The organism is Candidatus Filomicrobium marinum (genome assembly GCF_000981545.1).
In the GTDB taxonomy this organism is placed as follows: domain Bacteria; phylum Pseudomonadota; class Alphaproteobacteria; order Rhizobiales; family Hyphomicrobiaceae; genus Filomicrobium; species Filomicrobium insigne.
In genome coordinates, this window is record NZ_LN829119.1 from 2,618,933 (window position 1) to 2,643,026 (window position 24,094).

Below are 24,094 nucleotides of genomic sequence, written 5' to 3' on the forward strand. Positions count from 1 at the left end.
CGAAAGCCGCAGGAACATCGTCGCCAAGCCGATGTCACGCCGCGCTTATCGGCTAAGAGCCAGCCGCTCGGCTTCGTATTCTGCAATGCCTTCATCGTTGCCTTGCGCAAAGACGGCGACGATCGGCCGGTCGGGAAGATCCGCGAAGCAGTAGAGGGCAGACGTGCTACCTGGCCCGCCGCCGGTGTGACCATAGACCTGTCCGCCGCTGACCATAGTACCGATCATCAGCCCAAGGCCGTAACCGGTTTTACGCCAGGGACGACCGGGCACCTCGTCGCCGAGAGCATAAACTTGGCGCATCGCGCGAGCGGATTTGGCTGAGAGAAAGCCACGAGCGAACAGCCGCCGAAGGAAAGAGACTGCATCGGAGGGTGGCCCGATGAGAAGGCTATGATAAACCCATCCCGGATCGTAGCCTTTGGCATTGCCCCATTGCGTCAGGCCCAGATCATCCAACGTCGTTGCAATCCGCGTGTGCTGCAAGTCCATGGGCTCGAAGACAAGCTTGCGGAGAGACGCGTCGATGTGGGTACCTGTCGTCTCCTCAATCAACTGTCGGACAAAGAGATAGCCGACGTTTGAGTATGACCAGCCGTTACCGGGTTCAAACAACAACGTATCGGCATCCAGCCGAGCGAGCAGGTCCTCGACTGGCCAAACCGGATCTCCAGCAGCAACCGCTCCATGATAGGAAGGCCCGCCGTAAGTGTTCACCCCGGCGGTATGTTGGAGCAGGTGCCGGAGTGTATAACGGCGATTCTTGAACGGGGAATCCAAAGAAAGCCTTCCCTCATCGACAAGACGCAGCGCCGCAGCCGCAAGCACCGTCTTCGTGATGCTCCACCACGGAAACAGGGCCCGCGATTCACCGGTGATCGGACTGCCCTCGCGTGCGAGCGCGGAAAAGAGACGGGCGTTCGACATGAAAGAGAAGCTCCAATTTTCGGATCTGCAGCGAACCAACGGATGCCTAAAGCATTACGATGTCCATTCGGAGGACTCAGGCGGCATAATTGCGCCGCGAGCCGATGATTTGTTCCGAGCGAATTTCCAGCACTTCTCAATGAGGTTCTCATGATCCCGTCCGGAACACGCCAACTCGTGCGGCAACGGTTGCTGTCGACGCTGGCGTTCCTATGTCTTGCTTGCCTTGGAACACCCACTAGCGCGACAGAGCGCAACGTACGTGATGACCTCACCGCCATCTTTAAAGAGCACGGCACGACCGGCACGTTCGTTCTTTACGACGTGTCGGCCGATCGCATGACGCTCGTGAACGCCGAGCGCGCCCAAACGCGTTTCGTTCCCGCCTCCACCTTTAAGATCGCCAACAGTCTTATCGCGCTTGAGACCGGAGTGGTGAAAGACGAAAACGAGGTCATCCCGTACGGCGGCAAACCGCAACCGTTCAAGCAGTGGGAACGGGATATGCCGATACGCGAGGCCATCGTCGTATCGAATGTTCCTGTTTATCAGGAACTGGCGCGCCGGATCGGGCTTGAGCGCTATAACCAATGGCTCCGGAGGATCGGCTACGGTAACGGCGACCCAGGGTCTGAGGTTGATAGATTCTGGCTCGACGGGCCGCTTAAAATCAGTGCGGTTGAGCAGGCCCAGTTTCTTGCACGTCTGGTCCAGCGCGAACTCGACACCTCCGAGCGCGCGCAAAAGACGGTGCACGACATCCTTCGGCTGAAGAATGGAGACGGGCCGGCACTCTACGGCAAAACAGGCTGGCTGTTTTCACGGACACCGCAACTTGGTTGGTGGGTCGGCTGGGTGGAGCGCGACAATGGGATATTCACTTTCGCGCTCAACATGGACATCCTCGAAAAAGATGATGTGAAAAAACGCGTTCCCATTGGCAAGGCTTTGCTCGCCAAGTTGGGCGTCATTTAGTGCGGGCCCTATTACATGGCGCCGCAGGCTCTGCCGATAAGTTGATCTGCAACTTTCTTCTGGTCGTCGCTTAAAGACGCGTAAAGTTTCTCTGCCGCAGGCTTCACCTCTTTGAGGGACGAGAGCATTGTCTCCATGCCTTTGATGCGCGCGTCCATGCGGTTCAGCGCGTTGCCGGTCTGCATAGTTTCCATCATGGCTTGATGTACGCCTTGCATGTTGGCGACGCGTGCTCTCACGGCGTCGGCATAGGCCGCCCATGCATCCTTTTGAGCGTCGGTGATCCCGAGTTCAAATTTCAAGTAGGCAAGGCGCGCCTCGACCATCGCGCCCATTCGTGCGCCGCGCATCATCCCCATACCGTGCCCGCGCATCATGCCCTGACCCATCTGGCCTTTGCCCATTCCTTGTCCCATCATCCCGCCGCCCATCATGCCGTGCCCCATGCCACCGCCCATCATCCGCATCATGGGACAGTCCCCACCCATCATGCCCATCTCGGGAGCGTTTTCGGAATTGTCCTGCGCAAGTGCAGGCACCACAAGGAGTGCGCTCAAAGCGCAGATGCCGAGTGTTGAAGAAGCTAGTTTCCACATGGTGTTACATCCTCTGTGTTGCTGGATTTAATGAACAGTCCGGCAACCGAGGCGTCAGCCGCGTTGACATTGGTCAACTAATGGGACGAAGGCGGTTCAACTAATCGTGTCGCCATTTACGGGCGGGTGGCCCAAGACTAGGCGCATCGCACAACGTTTCGTCTCAGGAAGACCGTGCTCGACTTCCTTTCGCAATAGCGCGATGAGGCGGTCATCGAGTTGATCAACTCGAAGAGTTTGGAAGCCTAATGATTGATAGAAGGGCATGTTCCATGGGACGTTGCGGAAAGTCGTAAGCGTTATAGCAAACAGTTTTCTCGCCTTTGCACTGGCAATGACTTCTCGGATCAACGCCGTTCCGCACCCCCGTCTCTGATGGTGATGCCGCACGGCGAGCTGCCAGATATGGAACTCCTGTCCGTACACTTCCGCATTGAGGAACCCGAGAAGACGATTTTGTTCATCAGTAGCGACCCATGAGGTGCCACTCCAGAGGAAATGCAGATGCTCCTCGGGGGATTGCCCATTGTCATCGGCGATCCAGGCAAGACCGGGGATCACGCGAAAGGCCTCTCCCGATGAACGTTCAATGGCCGGGAGGGCCGCTATGTCTTCTTCTCTCGTTAGACGGATAATTGCAGACATGAACCGAGTGCTGATTAATTCCATCCCCTAGGAAGGCAGAACTTTGACGATGAGTATATGAGTTCACCCAAACGCCTGGATCCCGGTTTGAGCACGCCCAAGAATGAGCGCATGGATATCGTGCGTGCCTTCGTACGTGTTCACCGCTTCAAGGTTCAAGACGTGACGGATCACATGAAACTCATCCGCAATGCCATTACCGCCATGCATGTCTCGCGCCGTACGAGCGATATCAAGCGCTTTGCCGCAGTTGTTGCGCTTCAGAAGTGATACAGCTTCCGGCGCGAGGCGCCCCTGATCCTTGAGACGTGCGGCATGGAGGCAGGCCGTCAGCCCCAGCGTGATCTCCGTCTGCATGTCCGCCAACTTCTTTTGGATCAGCTGATTGGCCGCTAGAGGACGTCCAAATTGTTGCCGGTCGAGCGTATATTGCCGTGCAGCGTGCCAGCAGAATTCAGCAGCGCCCAAAGTGCCCCAGGCAATGCCAAAGCGGGCGTTGTTGAGGCAGCCAAACGGGCCCTTTAATCCGCGCACATTCGGAAGGATGTTGGCTTCGGGCACGAAGACGCCATCCATGACGATCTCGCCCGTCGCCGACGCGCGCAATGAAAACTTTCCCTCGATCTTGGGAGACGTCAGCCCGGCCATACCCCGCTCGAGGATGAAGCCCGCGATTGAGCCATCATCCGTCTTCGCCCATACGATGAAGATGTCCGCGAGTGGCGAATTGGTGATCCACATTTTCGCGCCGGAGAGTTCATACCCGCCGCTGACCGCCCGCGCCCGTGTGCGCATCCCGCCAGCATCCGAGCCATGGTCCGGCTCGGTCAGCCCGAAGCACCCGACGATCTCACCTTTTGCTAGGCCCGGCAGATAAGCTTGGCGCTGCGCCTCAGAGCCGTAGGCATAAATCGGATACATGACGAGGCTGGACTGCACGCTCATGGCCGAACGGTAGCCGCTATCGACCCGCTCGATTTCCCGGGCGATGAGCCCATAACAGACAGAGTTAACGCCGGCGCCACCGTAGGTTTCGGGGATGGTGGGGCCGAGCAACCCCATTGCCCCCATCTCCGCCATGACGCTGCGGTCGAAATTCTCGTTCCGGTTGTCATCCAGAACCCGCGGCATCAGCTTGTCTTGTGCAAACGCCCGGGCACTATCCTGAACTGCCCGTTCTTCGTCCTCCAGGGCACCCTCGATCAACAGGGGATCAGCCCATTGGAACGGGGTTGTTTGTTCCTGATTGGACTTCTTGGTATCCGGCTCGAGCATCTTGAGATCCTTCTGGAGCACCGCACGTCACAATTGAAGGGCGTTTGGGCGCAAGGTTCAATTGCAATTTCCGCTCACGTCGGCAAACTGACGTCTGTTCGTCATCGGTTGCGGCCAGAGAAGCCACTTCAATCGGCGCGGACAAGCAAAACGATTACGAACGATGTTGGAGGAATACGTATGTGTTTTAGGGTGGGTCGCACAGCTACGTGCGCACTAACTGCAATACTGTTCGCAGCCTCAACCGCCGTCTCCGCGCGCGCGGAGACGTTTATTAACGTTCTTACCGGAGGCACAAGCGGCGTCTATTATCCTTTGGGCGTTGCACTATCCAAGATCTACGGCGAGAAGATTCCTGATGTACGCACCCAGGTTCAATCGACGAAAGCATCCGTCGAAAACCTGAACCTTCTGCAGAAGGGACGCGGAGAGATCGGATTTGCCCTGGGTGACTCCGTCAAGTTGGCCTGGGAAGGCAATGCTGAGGCCGGCTTTCCTCAAAAGCTTGATAAGCTGCGCGCCATTGCGGCGATCTACCCGAACTACATCCAGATCGTTGCTTCTAAAGATAGCGGCGTAAAATCGTTCCAGGACCTCAAGGGTAAAGGTCTTTCAGTCGGCGCGCCAAAATCCGGGACCGAACTCAATGCACGCGCAATCTTTGGCGCTCTGAACATGAGCTATGATGATCTCGGTAAGACGGAATACCTGCCATTTTCCGAGTCCGTTGAGCTGATTAAAAACCGCCAGCTCGATGCGACCTTGCAGTCGGCGGGCCTGGGCGTTGCCTCGATCCGCGATTTGGCTGCGTCCGTTCCTATTCAGATGGTGGCGGTCCCAGCAGAAGTTGCTGAAAAACTGGGAGCACCTTATGTTGCGGCGGAAATTCCGGCAGGCACCTATGATGGCCAGACGGAAGCCGTCCCCACCCTGGCAGTTCGCAATATTCTGGTGACCCATTCCGGCGTCAGCGACGAAATTGCCTACCAGATGACAAAGCAGCTCTTCGAAAATCTTCCCGACATGGTCGCAGCGCATAAGGCTGCGGCCGCAATCAAGCTCGACACTGCAACAAAGGGAGTTCCCGTGCCGTTACACCCTGGCGCGGAGCGCTACTATAAGGAAAAGGGTTTGCTGCCCTGATAATATTTGCCGACGCCCGCCACTGTGCGGGCGTCGGTCATTTTGCTTGAATGATCTCCGCCAGGAAACCTTGGAGGGTTACGAGCGTGAGCAGCCACGTGCCTCGCGATACCGCAGGTGTCGCCAGCCCCGCGTCCCCGGCCTCCGGTCCGCGCGAAGCGTTGAGCCATACCTTTCCCCATGGCCCCGTGGGCTGGCTGCTATTTGCTATCGCTGTCGCCTTTTCACTTTTCCAGTTGGCGACCGCCGCTCACGTTGTTGATCTGCCGAGCCAACTCGTACGCAGCTTCCACGTTGGCTTTCTCGTACTTCTGTCGCTCCCGTTAGGAGCCGCGCTTACGCGGGTAAAATGGCCGCTGACGGGTCTGGCATGGCTTCTCGGGCTCGCGGGCTTCGCAGTCGCCATCTACCAGTGGTGGGAATACGAGCCCCTTCTCCTGCGCGCCGGCGATCCCAACAACATCGACTTAATTGTCGGCATCATCTCGCTGGCCGTCGTGTTCCTCGCGACCATTGTCGTCATGGGGCCGGCGTTACCTATCCTTGCGGGGTTGTTCCTTCTTTATTGTTTGTTTGGACAATATCTGCCCGCGCCGCTCAATCATCGCGGCTACGATCTCACACAGGTGATCGACCACATGGCCTTCGGGACCGAGGGCATTTATGGCATTCCGGTCTTCGTTTCCTCGACATATATCTTTCTGTTCATCCTGTTTGGCGCATTTCTTGAGCGCGCAGGGATGATCCAGCTGTTCACCGATGTGTCGATGGGCCTGTTCGGACGCAGTCGAGGGGGCCCCGCCAAAGTCGCGGTATTCTCGTCTGGCCTTATGGGAACGATCTCAGGCTCCGGCGTGGCCAACGTCGTAACGACAGGCCAGTTCACGATTCCCCTGATGAAACGCTTTGGCTACAAGGCGGCTTTCGCGGGTGGGGTCGAAGCGACAGCTTCCATGGGCGGGCAGATCATGCCTCCAGTTATGGGCGCCGTCGCGTTCATCATGGCTGAAACTTTAGGCGTCGCATACGCGGAGGTCGTCAAAGCCGCAATTGTCCCTGCCGTCTTGTACTTCGCGTCCGCCTTCTGGATGGTGCACCTGGAAGCTGGCAAGCGCGGCCTGATGGGCTTGGGTGATCACGAAGTGCCATCAGCGCTCGATGCGATCAAACAGCAGTGGTATCTAATCCTGCCGCTCGCCGCGCTCGTCTACTTGCTTTTTTCCGGCTACACGCCGCTTTATTCCGGAACGGTTGGCTTAGTTCTGACGCTATTGCTGATACTTGGCAGTTCGGTCGCTCTAGGGCTTCCAAATATCGTAATCCGTTCGATCTTTTGGATCGGCTTGGGAATTATCGCGGCACTCTTTCTTGAATACGGTTTGCAAATCGTTGGCGCGGCCATCGCGCTGCTCATCGCTTGGAACTTCCTAACTAAAGGTGGTCGCGAAACCCTCAGCGACATTGTGATCGGACTTGCTGAAGGGGCAAAAACGGCACTGTCCGTCGGCGTTGCCTGCGCGATCGTCGGTATCATCATCGGCACGATGACATTGACGGGGGCCGCAACAACGTTCGGTGGCTTTATCGTGTCAGTTGGGGAGCACAACCTGTTCCTCTCGCTCCTGCTTACGATGATCACATGCATCATCTTAGGGATGGGTATCCCCACGATCCCAAACTACATCATCACTTCATCGCTCGCCGGTCCGGCGCTTCTGGAATTAGGCGTGCCACTGATCGTCAGTCATATGTTCGTTTTCTATTTCGGTATTCTGGCTGACTTGACGCCTCCCGTTGCGCTGGCCTGTTTTGCAGCCGCTCCAATTGCGCGGGAGTCCGGTCTCAGGATCTCGATTGAAGCCGTGAAGATCGCCGCCGCCGGCTTTGTCATTCCCTTCATCGCGGTCTACACCCCGGCACTAATGCTGCAAGACGGTGGGCCGCTTGCCGAAGCCATCGGCTATCCCGCCGCTGTCGCCTACATTGTCGGCAAGACCGTGCTTGCCGTCGGCCTATGGGGCGCGGCCATCATTGGCTATCTGCGCGGGAGCATGTCCGCTCTCGAACGCATATTGGCAGCAGCAGCAGCCGTCACAATGATCGCGGCGCTTCCCGTGACTGATGAAGTCGGTTTTGCGCTTGCAGCTGTGGTCATCTTTTTGCACTGGCGCAGGACATCCGGCCACACATCCGTTGAACCGGGAGGATCAGGTTGAGCCTTTGCCTGCTCGCGAGTGGAAAGCTCACCGTGATCGCCGCCAGCGCGTTCACTCTCGCGTGGACACATTCCGTCGAGCGGATCGCCTGGGAAGAAGATTGGAAGCTAACGCCGCGTGGTCTTGAAATCGTCGAAGCCAGAGTCAAGGGCTCCGGTGCAGGAATGGAACCGCCCGAAGGTGCCGTATTGTCAAAAGGGTGGTGGCACTACAAGCCGCCCTTGGCTCCGATCAAGGAGCTCCACTTGGCTGCGTCAGGCGCGACTGCACCTTGGAGCCTGTGTACGCTAAAAGGCTGCGTGAAAATCTCTCCCGATCCTGAAATGGAAGCGGCAACGCTTGGCCGCTGTGCGGAGAGCGTGGACTAGAAGCCACAAACGCACGCTGTGGCACCCCGGAATGTTTCCCAAATTTATAGGCAATGATTGCGTTGCACCAAGCAACGGCATATTCACCTATTAAAGCCCACGGGTCAGCGCTGGGGGCATAGGCCCCACGGGGCAGCGCGGCCTGTTATGGCGAGGTCTCCCCGATCTCGCAAAGCAATGGGTACGCGTGCGTATCCGCAGGTAGGTGCAGGGTTGTGTTATGAAGAGGCTCGTAGTTGTTGTGGTGGTTTTGCTGTTGGCGACCGCGGTCGGCGCCGCGGTACTCGTCCAGCAAGGCTACTATGACCTGAATAACCTGAGATTCACCGACAACGCCGGCACCTCGGCTCCGGCAAACACCAAGGAAACGGTTGCGGCCGCCTCTGCGGCGACGCCAACACCGGCAGCGTCGACCAAGACTTCTCAGACTACGTCCAGAGCAAAGACCGAAGCGGAGAAGGTCGCGGCCGTCGATCCTTCCTCGCGCGCTTCTGCACAGGGCGACTCAACACCGCGCGCAGGAAAGTTAGCCGACGGATTGGCCTTTGATATTGCGCGGATACAACCTGATGGCGTTTCTGTTTTTGCCGGTCAGGGTAAGCCCCGCCAATTTGTTCGCGTGCTTGCTGACGGTGAGTTGGTTGGCACGGCGAAGGTCGATGACAATGGTGAGTGGGTTCTAATTACGGAACGCAAGCTCGCGAGCAACGATCCAAAACTTAGCTTGGAAGTCGGAGAGGCCCCGGCAGAGACATCCACTTCCGCTGACGGAAACTCCTCCGCGCGGATGGCGGCCGTTGATGACGCGTCATCTAACGCGGACGCGTCGAAGCAATCACCGGGCACGTCAAAACCCGGTCAGAACGCGCGCGACGTCAACGAAAAGATGCTGAGCGATCTCCAACGGCTCGTCGATGATGCGCGCCAAAGCGAGAACGGCCCAAAACGTGAACCAGCAGGTGTCGATACTTCGGCTGCCGAACAAGCGGAAACCGGGCCGGCAGATGCGGGATCTGTTGCCTCAGCTGCAACGGACGCGGACGAAGTCATGAAGCTCGCAGCAATGTCGGACGAACAGCCAGGGCGCACGCCACTCGTCGCTGAAGACAAGAAGATTCCAATTCCGATCCAGTTCGTCTACCGCGAGGCGATATTCACACACGATGGTGAGAAGGCGGCCGATTTGCTGCTCGAGTATCTCAAGCGCCGCAAACTGGACACGGTGACGCTCTCGGGTCACGCCGACGAACGCGGGACGCCCGAACTGAACATGGAGCTCTCTATGGACAGACTCAAAACCGTGGAGAACTATCTCCGCGCCGGTGGGTTCACGGGCGAATTGCTACTTTTGCCGAAGGGTAAAACGGAGCCATTTACCGGTGTCGACCGTTCGAACTTCTCCCGAGAGGACCTGTACCAGCTGGATCGAAGGGTTGAACTACGACTGGCTAACTAAGCTGAGTTACACAAGCCGGTCACTTGGCTCATGACCTGAGAAAAAGGCATCCAGATTGTCCAGGGCGCGAAAGCCCATCGCATCTCGCGTTTCGCGCGTCGCGCTGCCGATGTGCGGTAACATGAAAACGTTGTCGAGTTTCGACAGCTCTGGATTGCCTCCGGGCTCGCGTTGAAAAACATCGAGACCAGCTGCTGCCAGTTTCCCTGATTTCAATGCATCAATGAGGGCCGCCTCATTGACAAGGCTACCACGGGCCGTGTTGACGAGAATGGCGCCGTCCGGCAGCAGCGAGAGCCGTGCGCTGTTCATCAGGTTGAGCGTTGCGGGACTCGCGGGGCAGTGAAGGGAAACGACGTCGCAGTGTCCTAACAGCTGTTCGACTGTTTCATGATAGACGCCATTCATTTCCTTTTCCGGCGGCAGACGACGCCGATTGTAGTAGTGAAGCTCCATGTCGAAGCCTTTGACCATGTGCGCAAAGGCAAGTCCGACGCGGCCCATGCCAACGATCCCAAGTCGTTTGCCGGTAAGTTGGGTTCCGACCATGAAGGACGGGCTCCAGCTCGTCCATTGCCCGGAACGCACGAGCCGGTCGCCTTCTCCTGCGCGCCGTGCCGCGGCCAGCATCAGCAAAGTGGCGATTTCAGCCGTCGCTTGCGAGAGAACGTCGGGCGTGTTGGTGACGACAATCCCACGCGCTTTGAGCGCTGCAAGATCGCAGTGGTCGACGCCTACGGAGTGGTTGGCAATGATCTTGACGCGATCGGAAAGCCGGGAGGCTACGTCCGCAGAAAAGATCTCTGAATGGCAGGGCAGGATTGCGTCGACCTCACTGCTCATGGCGACGATCTCATCGCCGGAATAAACCCGATCCTCGGGATTGAGCCGAACGTCATAGTCGCGTGCGGCGCGCGCTTCCGTAGCTGGCGAAAGTTTGCGGGTGATCCAAAGAACAGGTTTATCGCTCACGGTCTATCCGGCCCTCTTTGCCAGGTTAGGAGATGCGCCGCTTGAGATGGTGGGATGGTGCAATGACAGTATGCGGCGCTTCCAGTATCCACACCACGCCGGTCGAAGGAAACTCATAAACGACTTTTCCATCGAGTGTCTGAGCTGCAAGCCGTTCGATGACTATACGCCCGAAGCCCCATCGCTGCGGTTGCTCAACGTCCGGACCGTTGCTTTCGCGCCAGCTCAGGCGCAAGCCCACATTGTTTTCATTAGGAAGAGACCAGTCGATGTAGACTGTCCCTTCCTGACCACGAAGGGCGCCATACTTCGTCGCGTTCGTTGCTAGTTCGTGGAGCGCTAGGCCTATGGTCTGGGCGGCATCCGCCGTCAATGAGACCTCTGGCCCTTCTATGACGACGCGCCCGCCATCCTCCACGTCAGTAAAGGGCTTAAGTTGTTCGCGAATGAGCCGCGCGAGAGGAGCGTCGCCACGGTCTCGACCGAATACGAGTTCCTGAGACTGAATCATGGAATGCAGGCGCGACGTAAAGCCATCGAGGAAGTCGTCGATACTCGCGCTGCCCTTGCCGACTTGGCGGGCCATGGATTGGATAACGGCAAGCTGGTTCTTGTTGCGATGCGCAAGCTCACGCATCAGCATCTTGATGTGCTCAACCTGTTCTCGCGAGCGTTCCTCGCTGATCTTCAACGCTTCCGTACGTTCATGGATCAGCATCGAAGCGAGGCTCAACGTTTTCATGACCTGATCGGCTTCGGTAAGTGGTAAGCCTTCTGCCTCAACGACACCGCCGGACGCGAGCTTGCGTGTCGCGAGCGTAACACGCCCCATTGATCGAGCCATACGCCGTCCCACCAATATCGCAAGAAGCGTCGTCAGGATGCCGGCGAGAACGGCGGCGGACGCAAGCCAGCCGAGCGATTGCCAAAGCGAAGCTTCAAGCAAATTTTTGGGCGCGCTGATGATCGTACGCCAGCCAGTCAGGGTAGAGGTGTCCTGCATCTCAAGACGGGTAACCCCATCCGTATCTCGCCTCTCCACCATGACGCCGGCGGGATGCCTCACAAGGTCAATGTCCGGCCCGCTCCCGTCATCGGGGGAGCGGGAGATGACCTCTCCTTTCTTGTCCGCTACTGCGATCGCCCACCCGGTAGGTAAAGCAGTCGTAGCGATGGTCTCGTGCACGCGCGCAGTCGTAATCGTCATCATAAGGATACAATGCAGAGCGCCATCCCGCATCACGGGAAGTCCTATGACGATGGCATCTCCATCACCGGGCGCGCCCATACCAACGAGTCCGGACACATGAACTCCCGGAGTCTCACCAACATGACGTGCGACGTTGCGATCGAAGGGACGTGGAGATGGTGCCCCGTAAGGCACGCGCGTATCGACGATGGGCTTCAGCGATGTGTCCAACAGGAGGACATATGTACGAGCATGACGCAGGGCAGCCTTAGTCTGCGCATGAAACGCTGCGTAATCATCCTGCGCGAGACTTTCAGAGAGCGCCAGCGCGCTGAGCAAAGTCACAAAGCCCTTAATCTCGCGATCAACGTCATTGGTGACATCAACCGATAGACGCTTCAGGCGTTCCTCATTGGCCGACATCTCTGCACGCGTGAACACCATGGCACCGAGTGCTGCGAAAAGCAGGAGCGGTGCTACCAGCGCCAGAGCGAAGCCGACGAGATGAGCGGTGAGCGATCGCGAGCGGTACTCGCTTCCTTGAGACATCCCGTCTGCCCAATTGAATCAGTCATTGCGTTCCGCGCGCAAAACAGAGCGCGGAAGTGCGGTACCATTATCTCAACGAAGATCACACCGTGCCAAGCACTATTGTAATCGAGTAGCCGACAACCGGTCGCCTACTGACGAAACGAACGTCGCGACGTTAGGGGCATGGGCATTGAGAATATTTGATGACCAGTCTCTTCTGGTCTTTCAATTCGAACTTCAACAAATTTTGAAAGAAAATAGGATAACCAATGGAAATACATAAATTAAGAATATCTTCACCAATGCTCAAGGTATCTTGACGGCTTTCGGCATGAGATCGGCCGACGAGGCAAAGGCACCGTTCAGTAAATTCGGGACATCAGCAGCCGGTATAGGCTTTGAGAAATAAAAGCCCTGGCCATAGTCACAACCGACATTCGCCAGGAAAAGGTACTGCGCATTGGTTTCGATACCTTCGGCGACAATACTCAGCCGAAGCGCGCGACACATCTGAACGATCCCGCGAATGATGATCTGGTCTTCTTTATTCGAAAGGCAGTTGCGCACGAAGCCGCGGTCAAGCTTTAAGCCATCGATCGGCCAGTTGCGAAGATGCTGAAGGCTTGCGAAGCCGGTGCCGAAGTCGTCCAACGCGATGTGAATGCCCTGGCTGCGGAGTTCCGAAAGGCTCTTATGGATCTGGCCTTCAGGTGCCCCCATCGCGATGCCTTCCGTCGCTTCAACGACGAGGTCACGTGGGTTAAAGCGGTACATATCGAGCGCTTTGCTGATTTCGTCGGCAAAGCGCTTATTCATGAGGTCTGCAGATGTGACGTTAATGGCAAGACGTCCGGGTGCAAGGCCCTGCGCGCGCCACACAGCGTAGTCCTTCAACGCGGAATTCAACATCGCACGCGTCAAAAGAGGCGTGAGTGAGCGATCCGAAATTGCCTGGTTAAAGTCTTTAGGAGCGAGCAGGCCGCGCGTTGGGTGCTTCCAGCGGGCCAGGACCTCGAAGCCGACGGTGCGGCCCCACTTCAACTCCACAGTCGGCTGGTAGAAAGGAACGAACTCACCGTCGCTCAGCGCGCGGGAAATTTGAGCGCGCGCGGCACGCGGACGAGGCGCTGGACGATCTTTCGTCTCTGGGGCTTGAGAGGCCCTTCCAACAAGTGCAGCGGACTTCATTGTCGGTGCCGCAGGAACTGGACGGCTTTTGGGCGAACGGTTGGCCTGTTGGCGGAGTTTCAGGATGCCGGAAGCCGTTTCGGCCAGACGCTGCAAAACCGACAGCGCTGCGGCAGACAAACGCCGAGGCCGCGTATCCATCACACAAAGGATCGCAGCGCCATTTTCAGCGCCGGTTTCCAAAAGAAGTCCGGCATAAAATCGAATGTTGGGATCGTGACGGACCCACGCGCTTGCACGAAATCTCTCGTCTTTCGCCGCATTGCCAACGACGAACGTCCTGCCGCGATTAGTAAGCGTATAAGCGCAAAACGGGTTCTTGCGCGGGTGCGCCAGCGCATCGAGGCCGACACCCGTAACGAAGTGCTCTCGGTCGGAATCAACCAACGAAATGGCTGCGAGGGGACATCCGCTGATGTTGGAGGCAACTTCGCACAATGCTGCAAGCGCGCGTTCGGCCTCCACATCTGGGCGACCGGTCGACGCCCGCAGGGGCTCAATGTCGATGCGCGATCTGTACGAGGCCATAAGTCAATCCGGGCAAACACATGTTTAAGACAGTATGAAAGGCATGTCTGAGCATTAAGTTAAATTGTAACTATCTGCTCGGACCGGCCCCCTTCCGATATCTCCGGTTGGATGAGTATACCTCAGAAAGTCCCGTAAAACGGTATGTTTTCCGAATTATGGATGATCAAGTGAGCGCCTGTTGCTGATATCAGACGCGCAGTGCCCTCGTCCCACGGCCATCAACCCCCACGTCATACCTGTGAGCAGGTAAAAGTGCCGCCAGTGATCAGTATCAATAATAATACCTTCCAGAATGGTTGCCAGAAAGGCGGCATAGATCACTAGGAATAGCGGTCGCATTTCGCTTTTGCGCGCGGCGTGGCGCAGCCCAAATGCGGCTGTAACAGCAACAATGAGCCAGTAAACGCTACCGCCAAGCCATCCGGCATTGAGAAAGATGCTCAGATAGACGTTGTGCACTTCCTCACGGTGGTATTGCGTGCTGAACGTCAAGGCGCCGATACCCAATGGCTTTTCAGCGATGAGCTTGAGCGCTTTCGCCTGTCCGCCAAAGCGCCCGTCTGGGCCGGAATCGTAGCTCTGACTGAGGCTGGCGCGTTGGCTGAGAAGGTCTGAAACGCCATCGAACTGAGCGGCGACGGCTACGATGGCGATGAGAGCAGCCACGCCTGCTGAGCCAAGCAGGATGACGCGGGCGCGCTGGCCGCTGGTCGGCGCCGTGACAAAGGCCAGATACCCGAAGATGAGAACGGCAATCGCGAGGTTAACCCAAGCACCTCGGGAAAAGCTGAGAAGAATGGCGAGCGCCAGAATTCCCGCGATAGCGAGCGGTACAATTGCCGAGCGGAGCGGGCGATTGATCACGAGGTGCAGCATGAACAAGGCAGGCGCAACCAGAAACGCGCCGAACACGTTCGGATCCTTGAAGGTTCCGGCGGCGCGGCCGTACTTCGTGAAGAGATCATAGGCGCCCGGCATGACGGAGAAATAGCCGACAATAGCCGCGCAGGCGGCCACCAACGCGGCACAAGTCCAGGCATTCAGGATGAGACGTGTGTGGGCATCCGGACGCTTGGCAACAAAGCCAGCGAAGACGAACGAGGCGAGGCTCAGGTAGAGCGAGATCGTCGTGAAGGTAACTGAGGCCTGGATATCCGGAATGGTCGCAGAAGATATGTATCCGCCTGCCGCCACAAACAGCCATGCTGACAGATAGAGCACGAGAACCGGCGTAGTCCTCACCAAGCCGACGACCGGAAGAAGCACGATGAGCCCCATCATAAGCGCATCGACCGGCGCAGGCTCACTAAACACCAGCCCGCTGCTGCCGATCGCGAGCCAGACGCAGACGAGAGATAACTTATGAACGACGCTCGCAGACCGCTCCTTAGGCGCGAAACGTAGCGACTGTGGGAGCGGCCTTCTGCCGATAAACGCTGCGTCTGCGGGTGCCATGAATACGCTCTACAATACCTAACCAGATCCTCAGTATGCGTTTTCGGTTTTGATAAGCGAAAACGGCGTCTTAGCGAGGATGTAGAGGTCCAAAAATACCGACCAGTTCTCGATGTAATAGATGTCATGCTCGACGCGCTTGACGATCTTGAGCTCAGTATCGGTCTCACCCCGCCAGCCATGGATCTGAGCCCATCCGGTGATGCCCGGTTTGACTTTGTGTCGGGCAAAATAGCCCTTCACGACGTCGTCGTAGAGTTCGGTCCCAGCCTTTGCAGACAATGCATGGGGACGCGGCCCGACGAGCGAAAGCTCGCCCTTTAGCACGTTGAACAGCTGCGGAAGTTCATCAAGGCTCGACTTGCGAATGAAGCGGCCGACGCGGGTAACACGCGGATCCCCCTTCGTGACGAGCTTGCTCGCTGTCGCATCGCAAAGGTCAGTGTACATCGAGCGGAACTTGAAAACTTCGATCAACTCGTTGTTGAAGCCATAGCGCTTCTGGCGGAACAGCACGGGGCCGCGGCTGTCGAGCTTGATGGCGATTGCCACCGCAGCCATGACCGGGGCCAAGGCGACAAGAGCCGCAACGGCGATCACCTTGTCGAACACAGATTTCGCGATGCCGCCCCAGGCTGCAATCGGTTTATCCATAAGGTCGATCATGGCCACGTCGCCAATCCGCGAGTACGCGTGCGGCGCAAAGCGCAGCCGCGAGGCGCCAGCCGGCATCTTGATATCGACGGGAAGCTGAGAGAGCTCGGTCAGGAGTTGGTCGATGCGTGCCTCTGCCGTGATCGGCAGTGCAACAATGATCAGGTCAACCCTTGTCGAGCGTGTGAATTGCACGAGATCTTGCAGTTTACCCAGCAGGGGATAGCCATTCGTGCTCAACGGCGCACGACCGTCACCGCGCTCATCAAACAGACCACAGATCCGGATATCGCTATTCAGGTCGTCCTCAAGCTGAGCAATCGCCGCTTCCGTAACGGGACCTGTTCCGTAAATAATGGCACGACGGCTAAGGCGGCCGCTACGATGCCAGCTCTGTGCGAGCGAAGCGACAACGAGCCGTTCGGCAATAAGGAGTGCGCCACCGGCGACAAACCAAGCGGCCATCCAAAAGCGGGAAAATTCGCCACCCAGCTTTGCGAAGAACAAACCAGCCGCAAGAAATGCAAACGCAACCATCCATCCCAAAGCGATACGCGGCAAATTGCGGACGCCGGCGACCAACCGGTCAATTCGATACAAACCCAGGTAGTGAAAACTTAAAATGGAGATACCAGCTGTCGCAAAAGCAGCGATCAGATAGCTCGCGTGCATGGCGGTGTTCAAATCTGAGACATATGCCGCTGCAACAATGAGCCCCGTCAGAGCGCACAACGTGAACTCGATGAAGCGGACGCTATCGCTGACAACGTTAGCGGAGATCAGCGGCGACTTTGCGTCTACTGAAAAATCCCATAAACGCGGCGCTTTGAGCGTGGTGACTGGTGTATCGGTGCAAACGCGGGCAACAGACTTGGACATGATCTTCTCTTCTGGGCATTGTCCCAATTTGGACAACTGCCCTGAAGGCAAGCAGTGATTGTGCCATAGCAGCCGCTGATACCGGAGTCCGCGTCAACGTTATCGATTAGGGTAAAGATCATCTGACAACGCGACTCGACCTGGCACATCGAACATGGCCGTGCGTATCAATTGTTCACGATAGAAGTCGAGAACCGCACCTGTCATTTTGGCGACGGTGAAGCGTTGAGCAACGAGGCCGCGTAGCTGGATTGCGCGGCTACGTGAATCTTCCATATCGTCCAGTGTTGCCGCCATGGCGCAGGCCAACGCCTCGACGTTATCTGGAGCTACGAGGCGTGTGGCGCTTCCGCGAACGATCTCGGGCATGCCGCCGACATTGCTGGCGATCAGCGGCAACCCCGCGGCGGCAGCTTCCAAGGCGACATAAGGCAGACTCTCAGCGCGTGACGGCATAACAAGCGCGCGCCCCATCGTGAACGCTTGCCGCGCAGGGAGAGCTCCTGTGAACGAAACCCGCGCGCCTAGTCCAAGCTCGCGCGCAAGGGCACGCAGCGGCATCGCATCCGGCCCGTCGCCGGCAATCACGGCACGCGGCGGTTTGGCAAACCGTAGCCGCGAGAGGGCGCGCAGGAGCAGGTCAACGCCCTTCAGGTCGCGCAACTCACCGACAAATACAAACTCGGCCGCATCCTCATGGGGGACAACAACATCAAAGTCTTCCGGGCTTAGGCCATTGGGGATGACGCGCTGCGCGACGCCGACAGATGCGACACCGCGCGTATAAATGTTTTCCGCAAAGGCGCTTTCAAAAATGACGCCTTCGCTCATCCGTGCGAGGGCGGCCTCCGTATAAACGTACGCGCGGCCTTTCAGGCCGCCGCCGAAGTAGTGAAGACTTCCACCGTGCGGTGTATAAAACCGAACAGGCGCGCGGCGTGACCATGGCAAGATGCGGCCGCCGAGGCGCGCATAGAGTCCACCCTTGGCGCCGTGTCCGTGTAAGACGTCGACGTCCAAGCTGCGTGCGAGGCGACGGGTGAAAAGGACAGCGGGAAGGTCTCCCGGTCCCGGCGAACGTGGCATGGGCGTCCGATGCAGCCCAAGAGAGAGAGACGCTTCGAGTGACACGAGCCGGTCACCCGTGAGCCCATCGCAACTCGTGGAGTCAACAAGAACGCCGACCTCGTGACCAAGGGCTGCCTGCTCAAGGGCGAGGTCGCGGACGTGGCGGAATAGGCCGCCAACGGGCGCGCGTAGGATGTGCAGGATACGTAACGGCCAGCCCATCATTGTTTCACCTCAAACGCTTTAGCTCTCCAAACCTCAGAAAAACCGCTCGTAAACGAACACGGTGTCGCCGGGCTTGAGGACATAGTCCGCGGATGTCTCAAGCTGCTCGACCAAGCCGTTGATCCGACGCGTCACACGGAACGTGCGCGTGCTTGCGCGTTCGCTATAACCGCCGGCAATCGCGATCGCCGTCTCGACGGTCATGCCCGATACGTACGGAAACTGACCTGCGTTCCGGACCTCGCCCAGAATAAAGAACGGCCGGTTCTGCTGCAGATCGACCGTGACCTGCGGGTCGCGCACGTATTCGGCACCAAGCCGGCGTGTGATCACCCGCGTAAGGCCGTCGGTGGTCAACCCCCGAGCGCTGACGTTGCCGATCAGTGGCACCGAAATCCGTCCGGCATGGTCCACAACGTAAATCCGCGAAAGATTTGGCTGGCCATAGACAAAGATACGCAATCGATCGCCGGTATCGAGCAGGTAAGGCCCGTCGCTGTCAGCAACGGCTTGCGGACCGGCAAAATCACCGGGCTGAACAGTCGGTTCGCCCCAAGTGACATACTCAACTCGGGCGTCGGGCTCACTGATAGCTGCGCGCACGTCCTCGCCGAAAGGCGCTGGGCCATGACCGCTGGCACAGCCGCCAAGCAGCAGTGCAAAAGCCATTGGCACACAGGAAAGACGCAACGACATCACTTGTCACCTTGTCGAATAAAACTCGTTTAGCTCGGGTGTAGCCCGCACCGGGTTAAGAAAGACTCACCTCATGTGCAATTTCTGAACGGTTAAGAGATTGCTTACTCACGCACGGTCTAATCCCGTTGACGTATTGGACGTTAATCGCCCGATGGATACCGCATGCGTGACAAGAGCTTCGCCTCCCCAGACGATATTGACCTGATGGCCTTATGGGCGACCCTGCGTCGCGCCATGCCGAAGCTGCTTGTGCTGACGCTTGCCGCCGGGATCCTCACTTATGTCGTGCTGTCAATGATGGCACCGCGCTACACCTCGCAGGCGGAGATGGCGATTGTCGCCAAGGGAACGGCCAATCCGTTCAGCAATCCCAACAATCCAACTGCTGGCCTCGACACCTTACCCTCACGCATGGACAAGGAAGCGGTGAACACGCACGTCCATGCGCTGCTCTCGAGCAATCTCGCAGCGAGGGTCATCAAGGAGCTGCAACTCGACAGCCGCAGAGAGTTCAACGCTTCGTTGGGGCCGGTAGATTCCCTCGATACCGTTATGCGTCTGGTTGGTCTTGGCGGTAGTCGTCCTGGAATCTCCGACGAAGATGAAGCTTTAAAAGAGTTCTTCAGTCGGCTGGACGTTTACAGCCCGGCGGAAAGCCGCGTGATCAACATACAGTTCACCTCGGTTGATCCGGGGCTAGCGGCCAAGGTCGCCAACACTGTTGCTGAGACCTATCGCGAGGAATTGGCGCAAGCGACGGTCGCCGAAACGGACACCGTCCAAAAGTCGCTGGCTCCAAGGATCGATGCTCTCAGCGAGGAAGTTAGCAAGGCCGAATCCGAGGTCGCAAACTTCCGGGCCAAAGCCGGCTTGCTGCGGAGTGGCGCGCAGCAGACGCCGCTGAATGAGCAGCAACTTGGTGACATCGCATCCGAGCTGACTAGGGCAAGTGCAACGACGTCTGCGGCTCAGACACGGGCGAAGGCGGCGCGGCAGCTGCTGTCAAAACGGGCACCCGAGGCCATCCCGGAAGTCCAAGCTTCTCCGATCATTCAGAATCTCATTCAACAACGGGTGACGGTTGAGCGCGATCTTCTGAAGCTCTCGGCAACAATGAAGCCGGCCCATCCAGTGATCCGCCAACTCAACGCTGACCTGAACGCGGTGAAACAGCAAATATCAGCCGAGGTCGCTAATCTGGTAGCGGGCCTCGACCGTGAGGCGTTCATCGCTGCAGAGCAGGAAGCCGCGATCCGTAAACGTCTGGACGCCGTCAAAATCGAAGTCGCAGACAGCGGCGCCGACAATGTCGAGCTGCGGCAACTCGAGGCCAGGGCCGCGGCAAAGCGCGGCGAACTCGAGCGGCTGCAAGCACAATTCGAAGCCAACCGTGCCCGGGCCGACGGCGGGGTCGTTCCGGTTGAAGCTCAGATCATCGCGTTGGCACGGCCTTCGAGTGTCCCCGTCTTTCCACGCAAGGTGCCGTACACCGTCCTGGTAATGGTCGGCACACTTCTCCTCGGAACGGCCATCGTTATTACGGCTGGCCTCGCGGCAGGTGCGCGTAAAGGTGACGAGAGCGAGCGTCGGTTGCGTGAGGAAATCGCCGTGGTCGCCGCGTCCGATCCAGTACCCGTCGAAGCTAGTCCGCCACCTCTCCCAAGGCCAAATCCGGAAACAGCCGAGGCAGCCGACTTGGCGCCTGCATTCCGCTCCCCAGATGCACTGGCCGAACATCTTGTCCATAGCGCCGGAACAGCGAGGACAGGACAGCGGACGATCCTGGCAAGTCACGCCGACCCAGCGACGACGGTGGCCGTTGTGCGTGATGCAGCGAACGCTATGACAGAAGCTGGAGCCCAAACCCTCATTATCGACGGCAGCTTCGATGGCGATGGATTAGCGGACGCGTTCCAGATGTCACACGCGCCGGGGTTTACAGAGTTGATCAGCGGGGCCGTGACGTTCAGCGATGTTGTGCGCAGTTTGCCGGATAGCGGCGTACATATCATCGCCTGCGGCGCAGTGAATGCATCGGACGGAAACGTCGACGCCGATCAGCTCAACATGATCCTCGATGCCCTGGATGAGGCATATGACCAGATCCTCGTCGTCGCACGCGCGCAGGCCGCGCGGGCCATTTTCGAAACGATACAGGGGCGTTTCGATATCGCGATAATTATGGACAACGCGGAGACGAGGCGCACCGCATTCTCTGAGCACGGAACATTTCTGGGCTTCACCGTGAGCGACATCGAACTCTTGCGTTATGAGACAGAGGTGGTGGAGGGCCGCGGCGGTAAGGCGGAGAAGCGATGGAACCAAGCGCTGCGCGCCGCGAGCATCGCCTGAGGCTTTGTGATGAGAAGCGGGTTTTCTTCTTATGAGTTTGGCATTAATCACTGTGCAGATTGATTTTCTGGGCCATGGTGTGCGCTCTCAAAGAGCCGGGAAAAGCATATGAGCCGTACCAACACAAAGCTCCTCCAAGCTGCGTTGCGGACGTTGCGGACAACGCGCACGGACAGCCTCGCTGAGCCGCTCACCGGCGGTATCGGCGCAATCTTTATGCTGCATCGGGTAACGCCCGATACTGGTGAAGGCTTTGCGCCAAATCGCATTCTCTCTTTAACGCCGGAATTTCTGGAAGCCGTTGTCGATCAGGTTCGCGAATGGGGTTACGACATCATCTCTTTGGATGAGGTCCCCGCCCGCATCTCGGAACACGAAGGCGCTCCACCGTTCGTGTGCTTCACATTCGACGACGGATATCGTGATAATCGGGATCTCGCCTATCCCATCTTCAAGTCGCGCAACCTTCCCATGGCCGTTTACGTGCCGGAAGACTTCGCCGATGGAAAGGGCGACTTGTGGTGGCTCGTCCTGGAAAGCGCCATCCGTAAAGCTGCCTCGGTGCGATGCGACATCGATGGTCGAACCTTTGCGTTGGCCACACGCACTGACGCTGAGAAAAACGCAGCGTTCCACAAGCTGTATTGGGCTCTCCGTGCTGTCGCAGAAGATGATGCACGAAGCATTGTAGCGGGCTTGGCTGAGCGCGCAGGCTATGATCCCGCAGGCCTGTGTCGTAACCTTGTCATGTCATGGGACGAATTGCGCGAATTCGCAGCCGATCCGTTGGTGACGATCGGAGCCCATACAACCGGTCACTACGCTCTGGCAAAATTACCCATCGAGCGTGCACGCCGCGAAATGGCGGGCAGCATCGCCCGGATCGAGAGTGAACTCGACCGACCCTGCCGCCACTTTAGCTACCCTTACGGAAACGACGCCGCGGCGGGTCAACGTGAGTTTGATCTGGCGCGTGAGCTGGGAATGTTGACTGCGGTAACCACGCGCAAGGGTCTCATCCACGCGAGCCACGCGACGCAGCTGACCGCTTTGCCCCGAGTTTCGCTAAATGGCGACTACCAGGAGATCGGTTTTGTCCGGACGCTCTTGTCCGGTCTCCCCTTCGCTCTAATCGACGCAGCGCGGCAGGCATCGAGCATCGGGACCTTCCGGCGCCGGGCTTAACCTTAACGTTAGTTGCCGGCCTTCAGATCATCGTCCGAACGAGACATCCACGAGACGATAAACGCAGCCGGGATAACCCAGATCAATCCTGCGATGACGTAGAATGCGAGTTCGACAAACTTGCTCGTAGTGTTGACCTGAAGAACGATAGCGACGGCAAGCGCCAATAAGGCGTAGATCGCGAGAAACACGAGTAAGACGATTGCCCCGATCAGCTTCCGCGTTCGGCTAGTCATAAAAACGTTCCATATATGCGTTGAGGGCGCCGTCTCACTGGCATTTGACCGGTGACGACGAGCCTGCGGCCTTTGGTGCGTTGATCTTGCAGGTGCCGCCTCATAACAAAAGGCTAGCGACTTGTGGAGGATGATCAATGACGCAACGCTCAGCCCTGTCAAATATTGGCGCGCGTCCAGCTCATGAAGCCATTCCGGCTTCTGATCGGGCTGTGCGCCTATGGCTGATCGTGGTTGCGCTCCTCGTATTTGCCATGATCGTTGTCGGCGGTGCGACACGGCTCACAGACTCCGGTCTTTCTATCACCGAATGGCTGCCACTGCTCGGCGCCATTCCGCCGCTCAATGACGCAGATTGGGCGGATGCCTTCGCGAAGTACCAGCAGATCCCGCAATACGAGCTCTTGAACCACGGCATGTCTCTTGCCGAGTTCAAGTTCATCTATTGGTGGGAATGGTCCCATCGCTTCCTCGGTCGCTTCATCGGCGTGGTGTTTGCGCTCCCGCTGATCTTGTTCTGGCTGACGGGACGCCTTCGCCCGGTCCTCGTGCCAAAGCTTTGGGGTCTGTTGGCGTTGGGAGCACTGCAAGGTTTCTTCGGCTGGTACATGGTTCAATCCGGTCTCGTGGAACGGATTGATGTCAGCCACTACCGGCTCGCACTCCACCTTACGACCGCGCTTGTTATTCTCGCGCTTCTAACGTGGCTTGTACTCGACCTGTCCACACTTGGCGACACGGATCGCATCCGCCTTCAAACAGTGACATCCGGTCAACGACGCTTAGCGTACACCATGGGTGCACTCCTACTGGTTCAGGTGATCATTGGCGCATTCGTGGCAGGTATGAACGCCGGCATGACGTACAATACTTGGCCGCTCATGGATGGTCGGCTGATCCCGAATGGCCTGGGTACGCTCAGCCCCTGGTACATGAACGTCGTCGAAAACGTCACCACAGTGCAATTCATCCATCGCACATTGGCGTATCTCCTGCTCGTTTTGGCAGGGTATCAGGCGATCCGATTGGCATTGAGTGAGGACGACGAACGGATCATTGCGTCGTCACGGCTCTTCGTAATTGCGCTCCTCTGCCAAGCGGGACTTGGAATCTGGACCCTGTTGGAAGCCGGCGTAGCGGGGCATATTCCGATCTCGCTAGGATTGCTGCATCAGGCTGGAGCGGCGATTGTCGTCGTGGCCTGCGTTTGGCATCTCCACAATATGACTCGGACCAACGCGCAATGATTGACGCGTAATCTTCGGGAGAGGTTTGCTCACCGCGGGCCAAAGAAAACTGCGGTGAGTGATTGAAACTGTGCCTCATTTG

General features: G+C 57.9%; 20 protein-coding genes. 8 read left to right on the plus strand and 12 right to left on the minus strand.

All coding sequences use genetic code 11. From position 1 onward, the window contains the following. Nucleotides 1–45 precede the first annotated feature (45 nt). The gene (locus YBN1229_RS12305) at nucleotides 46–927 is read right to left on the minus strand and encodes a serine hydrolase domain-containing protein (RefSeq protein WP_046479060.1); all 882 of its coding nucleotides are present in this window, start codon (nucleotides 925–927) and stop codon (nucleotides 46–48) included. Between the two features lie 192 nt (nucleotides 928–1,119). Here YBN1229_RS12305 and blaOXA point away from each other — a divergent pair, with 192 nt between their 5' ends. Continuing rightward, the gene (blaOXA, locus tag YBN1229_RS12310; RefSeq protein WP_052744124.1) at nucleotides 1,120–1,902 is read left to right on the plus strand and encodes a class D beta-lactamase; all 783 of its coding nucleotides are present in this window, start codon (nucleotides 1,120–1,122) and stop codon (nucleotides 1,900–1,902) included. Nucleotides 1,903–1,913: 11 nt separating this feature from the next. On the opposite strand, the gene YBN1229_RS12315 is transcribed toward blaOXA, so the two are convergent. The 3 genes from YBN1229_RS12315 to YBN1229_RS12325 all read right to left on the minus strand — a co-directional run bounded on the left by YBN1229_RS12315 (nucleotide 1,914) and on the right by YBN1229_RS12325 (nucleotide 4,418). After that, nucleotides 1,914–2,498 carry a Spy/CpxP family protein refolding chaperone gene (locus YBN1229_RS12315; protein ID WP_046479059.1) on the minus strand — a complete coding sequence of 195 codons (585 nt, stop codon included), beginning with the start codon at nucleotides 2,496–2,498 and terminating at the stop codon, nucleotides 1,914–1,916. A 96-nt stretch (nucleotides 2,499–2,594) separates the two neighbouring features. Next, nucleotides 2,595–3,143, minus strand: coding sequence for a GNAT family N-acetyltransferase (locus YBN1229_RS12320; protein WP_046480624.1), 549 nt, complete (start codon nucleotides 3,141–3,143; stop codon nucleotides 2,595–2,597). A 63-nt stretch (nucleotides 3,144–3,206) separates the two neighbouring features. Next, nucleotides 3,207–4,418: an acyl-CoA dehydrogenase gene (locus YBN1229_RS12325; RefSeq protein ID WP_046480623.1), complete on the minus strand. Its 1,212-nt coding sequence runs from the start codon at nucleotides 4,416–4,418 to the stop codon at nucleotides 3,207–3,209. 180 nt (nucleotides 4,419–4,598) lie between these two features. Between YBN1229_RS12325 and YBN1229_RS12330 the strand changes: the two genes are divergently transcribed. The 4 genes from YBN1229_RS12330 (at nucleotide 4,599) to YBN1229_RS12345 (ending at nucleotide 9,601) form a co-directional block, all read left to right on the plus strand. Beyond that, entirely contained in the window at nucleotides 4,599–5,561 is a 963-nt protein-coding gene (locus YBN1229_RS12330; protein WP_090229429.1) for a TAXI family TRAP transporter solute-binding subunit, read from the plus strand. 50 nt (nucleotides 5,562–5,611) lie between these two features. Beyond that, entirely contained in the window at nucleotides 5,612–7,777 is a 2,166-nt protein-coding gene (locus YBN1229_RS12335) for a TRAP transporter permease (RefSeq protein ID WP_082101124.1), read from the plus strand. Beyond that, complete coding sequence (locus YBN1229_RS12340; RefSeq protein ID WP_046479057.1) at nucleotides 7,774–8,145, plus strand: DUF1850 domain-containing protein; 372 nt, start codon at nucleotides 7,774–7,776, stop codon at nucleotides 8,143–8,145. Before YBN1229_RS12335 ends, YBN1229_RS12340 begins: the two co-directional genes overlap by 4 nt. Before the next feature lie 220 nt (nucleotides 8,146–8,365). Further along, on the plus strand, nucleotides 8,366–9,601 hold the full coding sequence (locus tag YBN1229_RS12345; RefSeq protein WP_046479056.1) for an OmpA family protein: 1,236 nt from the start codon (nucleotides 8,366–8,368) through the stop codon (nucleotides 9,599–9,601). A 6-nt stretch (nucleotides 9,602–9,607) separates the two neighbouring features. On the opposite strand, the gene YBN1229_RS12350 is transcribed toward YBN1229_RS12345, so the two are convergent. From YBN1229_RS12350 to YBN1229_RS12380, 7 genes are all read right to left on the minus strand, one after another. After that, nucleotides 9,608–10,573, minus strand: a complete 966-nt coding sequence (locus tag YBN1229_RS12350) for a 2-hydroxyacid dehydrogenase (protein ID WP_046479055.1) — start codon at nucleotides 10,571–10,573, stop codon at nucleotides 9,608–9,610. 25 nt (nucleotides 10,574–10,598) lie between these two features. Continuing rightward, entirely contained in the window at nucleotides 10,599–12,311 is a 1,713-nt protein-coding gene (locus tag YBN1229_RS12355; protein ID WP_046479054.1) for a sensor histidine kinase, read from the minus strand. A 288-nt stretch (nucleotides 12,312–12,599) separates the two neighbouring features. Next, nucleotides 12,600–14,009, minus strand: coding sequence for a sensor domain-containing phosphodiesterase (locus YBN1229_RS12360; protein WP_082101125.1), 1,410 nt, complete (start codon nucleotides 14,007–14,009; stop codon nucleotides 12,600–12,602). Between the two features lie 156 nt (nucleotides 14,010–14,165). Continuing rightward, nucleotides 14,166–15,467 (minus strand): O-antigen ligase family protein, encoded by a 1,302-nt coding sequence (locus YBN1229_RS12365; protein ID WP_052743914.1) that lies wholly within the window; start codon nucleotides 15,465–15,467, stop codon nucleotides 14,166–14,168. A 30-nt stretch (nucleotides 15,468–15,497) separates the two neighbouring features. Further along, nucleotides 15,498–17,000 carry an undecaprenyl-phosphate glucose phosphotransferase gene (locus YBN1229_RS12370; RefSeq protein ID WP_046479053.1) on the minus strand — a complete coding sequence of 501 codons (1,503 nt, stop codon included), beginning with the start codon at nucleotides 16,998–17,000 and terminating at the stop codon, nucleotides 15,498–15,500. A 99-nt stretch (nucleotides 17,001–17,099) separates the two neighbouring features. Beyond that, nucleotides 17,100–18,293, minus strand: coding sequence for a glycosyltransferase family 4 protein (locus YBN1229_RS12375; protein ID WP_076605343.1), 1,194 nt, complete (start codon nucleotides 18,291–18,293; stop codon nucleotides 17,100–17,102). A gap of 33 nt (nucleotides 18,294–18,326) precedes the next feature. Then, the gene (locus YBN1229_RS12380; protein WP_046479052.1) at nucleotides 18,327–18,989 is read right to left on the minus strand and encodes a polysaccharide biosynthesis/export family protein; all 663 of its coding nucleotides are present in this window, start codon (nucleotides 18,987–18,989) and stop codon (nucleotides 18,327–18,329) included. A gap of 165 nt (nucleotides 18,990–19,154) precedes the next feature. Here YBN1229_RS12380 and YBN1229_RS12385 point away from each other — a divergent pair, with 165 nt between their 5' ends. Together YBN1229_RS12385 and YBN1229_RS12390 are read left to right on the plus strand one after the other, a co-directional pair. Further along, entirely contained in the window at nucleotides 19,155–21,344 is a 2,190-nt protein-coding gene (locus tag YBN1229_RS12385; RefSeq protein WP_046479051.1) for a GumC family protein, read from the plus strand. A gap of 108 nt (nucleotides 21,345–21,452) precedes the next feature. Beyond that, complete coding sequence (locus YBN1229_RS12390; RefSeq protein ID WP_046479050.1) at nucleotides 21,453–22,529, plus strand: polysaccharide deacetylase family protein; 1,077 nt, start codon at nucleotides 21,453–21,455, stop codon at nucleotides 22,527–22,529. An 8-nt stretch (nucleotides 22,530–22,537) separates the two neighbouring features. On the opposite strand, the gene YBN1229_RS12395 is transcribed toward YBN1229_RS12390, so the two are convergent. Next, nucleotides 22,538–22,765: a DUF2842 domain-containing protein gene (locus YBN1229_RS12395; RefSeq protein WP_046479049.1), complete on the minus strand. Its 228-nt coding sequence runs from the start codon at nucleotides 22,763–22,765 to the stop codon at nucleotides 22,538–22,540. Between the two features lie 137 nt (nucleotides 22,766–22,902). Between YBN1229_RS12395 and YBN1229_RS12400 the strand changes: the two genes are divergently transcribed. Further along, nucleotides 22,903–24,012, plus strand: a complete 1,110-nt coding sequence (locus YBN1229_RS12400; protein ID WP_046479048.1) for a COX15/CtaA family protein — start codon at nucleotides 22,903–22,905, stop codon at nucleotides 24,010–24,012. Nucleotides 24,013–24,094: the final 82 nt, after the last annotated feature.

Coding starts and splice junctions, on each gene's coding strand:
- YBN1229_RS12320 (WP_046480624.1), bottom strand. CDS start 3,143: ATGTCTGCAATTATCCGTCTAACGAGAGAAGAAGACATAGCGGCCCTC.
- YBN1229_RS12385 (WP_046479051.1), top strand. CDS start 19,155: ATGCGTGACAAGAGCTTCGCCTCCCCAGACGATATTGACCTGATGGCC.
- YBN1229_RS12360 (WP_082101125.1), bottom strand. CDS start 14,009: ATGGCCTCGTACAGATCGCGCATCGACATTGAGCCCCTGCGGGCGTCG.
- YBN1229_RS12375 (WP_076605343.1), bottom strand. CDS start 18,293: ATGATGGGCTGGCCGTTACGTATCCTGCACATCCTACGCGCGCCCGTT.
- YBN1229_RS12325 (WP_046480623.1), bottom strand. CDS start 4,418: ATGCTCGAGCCGGATACCAAGAAGTCCAATCAGGAACAAACAACCCCG.
- YBN1229_RS12330 (WP_090229429.1), top strand. CDS start 4,599: ATGTGTTTTAGGGTGGGTCGCACAGCTACGTGCGCACTAACTGCAATA.
- YBN1229_RS12345 (WP_046479056.1), top strand. CDS start 8,366: ATGAAGAGGCTCGTAGTTGTTGTGGTGGTTTTGCTGTTGGCGACCGCG.
- YBN1229_RS12365 (WP_052743914.1), bottom strand. CDS start 15,467: ATGGCACCCGCAGACGCAGCGTTTATCGGCAGAAGGCCGCTCCCACAG.
- YBN1229_RS12400 (WP_046479048.1), top strand. CDS start 22,903: ATGACGCAACGCTCAGCCCTGTCAAATATTGGCGCGCGTCCAGCTCAT.
- YBN1229_RS12380 (WP_046479052.1), bottom strand. CDS start 18,989: ATGTCGTTGCGTCTTTCCTGTGTGCCAATGGCTTTTGCACTGCTGCTT.
- YBN1229_RS12335 (WP_082101124.1), top strand. CDS start 5,612: ATGATCTCCGCCAGGAAACCTTGGAGGGTTACGAGCGTGAGCAGCCAC.
- YBN1229_RS12370 (WP_046479053.1), bottom strand. CDS start 17,000: ATGTCCAAGTCTGTTGCCCGCGTTTGCACCGATACACCAGTCACCACG.
- YBN1229_RS12355 (WP_046479054.1), bottom strand. CDS start 12,311: ATGTCTCAAGGAAGCGAGTACCGCTCGCGATCGCTCACCGCTCATCTC.
- YBN1229_RS12390 (WP_046479050.1), top strand. CDS start 21,453: ATGAGCCGTACCAACACAAAGCTCCTCCAAGCTGCGTTGCGGACGTTG.
- YBN1229_RS12395 (WP_046479049.1), bottom strand. CDS start 22,765: ATGACTAGCCGAACGCGGAAGCTGATCGGGGCAATCGTCTTACTCGTG.
- YBN1229_RS12305 (WP_046479060.1), bottom strand. CDS start 927: ATGTCGAACGCCCGTCTCTTTTCCGCGCTCGCACGCGAGGGCAGTCCG.
- YBN1229_RS12315 (WP_046479059.1), bottom strand. CDS start 2,498: ATGTGGAAACTAGCTTCTTCAACACTCGGCATCTGCGCTTTGAGCGCA.